The 1,950-nt window shown below is 70.4% G+C and carries 2 protein-coding genes; both read left to right on the plus strand.

The features are described 5' to 3' along the window. Positions 1-953: aromatic ring-hydroxylating dioxygenase subunit alpha (locus ABZ464_RS51940; protein ID WP_359290030.1), on the plus strand; the 953-nt coding region annotated here is incomplete at its 5' end. Positions 954-1,447: 494 nt separating this feature from the next. Then, on the plus strand, positions 1,448-1,837 hold the full coding sequence (locus ABZ464_RS51945; protein ID WP_359290032.1) for a nuclear transport factor 2 family protein: 390 nt from the start codon (positions 1,448-1,450) through the stop codon (positions 1,835-1,837). The last annotated feature ends 113 nt before the right edge of the window (positions 1,838-1,950 follow it).

Raw genomic sequence — 1,950 nt, forward strand, 5'->3', positions numbered from 1 at the left:
GCTGGAAGTTCGACGTCCAAGGAAACTGCCTCGAACAGGCCTGCGAACCCGCCCTCGGCCGCCGCCGCGACGTCGCCCGCCAGCCCTGGTACCCCGTCGAAGAACGCTACGGCCTCGTCTTCGTCTACATGGGCCCGCCCGAGCACAAGCCCCCACTCCCCCGCTACGACTTCCTCGAGGACCTCGGGGAGGGCGAGTCCCTCTTCGCCGAGCTGCCCGTCCCGGGAGCCAACGTGACGGGCATGGTCTCGGACTTCAACTGGCTGCAGTCCTTCGAGAACGCGATGGACCCGGTGCACGCCATGTGGCTGCACTACACCCACAGCGGCCAGCAGTTCGACGGGGTCGGTACGAGCGGACCGCCCCACGCGTTCTACGACCCGTACACCGTGTCGGACAAGATCGAGTACTACAAGACCGAGCACGGCGTGGGGTACCGCCAGCGGTACGAGCAGGAACTGCCGGACGGAACGACCGTCGGACGGTACTGGAGCCCCGAGGTGCACGTACCCAACATCATCATGCTGCCGGACTTCGTGATCTCCAGGCCGGACCAGCGCCATGACTGCATGATCTTCGTGGTGCCGGTCGACGACACCTCCCACCGGGCGTTCATCACCGTGCGGGCGACAGGCGTCGACCGGATCCTGCGGATCATCGCCAGCATCAAGCAGAACGGCAAGCAGTTCTGGGAGCTGACCGAGGAGGAGAAGCAGCGCTACCCGGGCGACTTCGAGGCGCAGGGCTCCCAGGGCCTCATCACCCAGCACTCCGAGGAGACCCTGGCCTCCTCGGACAAGGGCGTGGTGATGCTGCGCCGGCAGCTGCGGCAGATCGTCGACGACGTCGAGGCCGGCCGTACCCCGCTGAACGTCGAGAGCGGTGAGGCCAAGCCGCGCACGTCGACGGCGGGAACCTTCACCATCGACGTGGCCGCGCCCGCCGGCTCCTGAGCGGGCCGGTCGACGCGGATCGTCCCGCGCCTCGATGACCGGCCGACGGACCGGGACCCGGCCTGCGCGGGGGCGCGGACACACCGGCGTACAACAGCGCCGTCGGCGTACGCGGGCCCGATCGTCGACCAGGTCGTCGGCCGGGCCCCTGCTCGGGGCCGGCCGACGACCGCCCCGGACCGGTGACGCCTCACCCGGCGGCGGCAGCCACAGCTGTCGGCCCCGGTGACGGGTTCATCGTCCGGCCGCTCTCCCGCGGCGCGGAATACAGCTTCGCGCCCCAGGAGAGCATCCACGGCGTCCCGGTCCACGACAACGTCGGCGCGCACTCGCCCGGCCGACAGGACATCCGCGATGCGTGCGCGGTCCGGGCACCCGTCGGCCAACCGGACCACCGCTACGACGGGCAGGCCGACGGCGTTCCGCGCCCGCTCCTGACGCGCCCGCCCCCGCATCGAACACGCCCCGTGACCCCAACGAGAGAGGAATCGTCCGTGACCGCCCCATCCCTGACGAGCATCGACGACGCCGAAGCGGCCTGGCTCAAGGCGCTGCTCGCACCGGCCGCAGAGCCTTTGCGGGAATTGCTGCATCCGCGGTTCGTGGCCGTCCACTCCCCCGTCGGACTCATCCACGACAAAGAGCAGTTCCTCACCGACACGGCCAAGCGCCCCACTCCCGAGGATGTCCGGATCCTCACCGCCACCATCCACGAGTTCCCCGACATGGCGACGGTGAGCTGCCTGCAGGAGATGCGGATCCCGTTCGTGCCCGGCACGCCGGCGTTCCCCATCCAGCAGGCCGTCACCCGCGTCTGGATCCGCGTCGGTGACGGTTGGCAGCTTGCCCAGCTTCAGCTCGCCCGGCGCCTGCCACCCGCGTGAACCACGCCGGCCGGTCGCCGTCCGGGCGCGGTCACCGCACTCGCTTCGCCTCCACCACCCAGCAGGAGACACACATGACCCCCACCTCACCGCGGCTACTCCCGCCCCCCGCC

It is taken from the genome of Streptomyces sp. NPDC005820, assembly GCF_040630255.1.
Lineage (GTDB): Bacteria > Actinomycetota > Actinomycetes > Streptomycetales > Streptomycetaceae > Streptomyces.